2 tRNA genes are annotated in these 304 nt (G+C 51.0%); both read right to left on the minus strand.

The annotated features are described in order from the left end of the window. Positions 1-77 precede the first annotated feature (77 nt). A tRNA-Ser gene (locus NEH74_RS12480) sits at positions 78-170 on the minus strand. 19 nt (positions 171-189) lie between these two features. Further along, positions 190-266 (minus strand) — tRNA-Met (locus NEH74_RS12485). Positions 267-304 lie beyond the last annotated feature (38 nt).

Consider the following 304-nt stretch of genomic DNA (forward strand, 5'->3'; position numbering starts at 1 on the left):
CAACCTGCGACCTTCGGGTTATGAGCCCGACGAGCTACCAACTGCTCCACCCCGCGATGTTATATTTAAATTTAATATGGCGGAGGAAGAGGGATTCGAACCCCCGCGACGCTCTCACGCCCTGTCGGTTTTCAAGACCGATCCCTTCAGCCAGACTTGGGTATTCCTCCATTTTATCCATATTCTTTTTGGTAGCGGAGGAGGGACTCGAACCCCCAACCTCACGGGTATGAACCGTACGCTCTAGCCAGTTGAGCTACTCCGCCTTTTGTTATTATTTTTTTATTGGTGGAGACTAGGGGGA

It is taken from the genome of Turicibacter sp. GALT-G1 (genome assembly GCF_025594995.1).
In the GTDB taxonomy this organism is placed as follows: Bacteria; Bacillota_I; Bacilli_A; order MOL361; family Turicibacteraceae; genus Turicibacter; species Turicibacter bilis.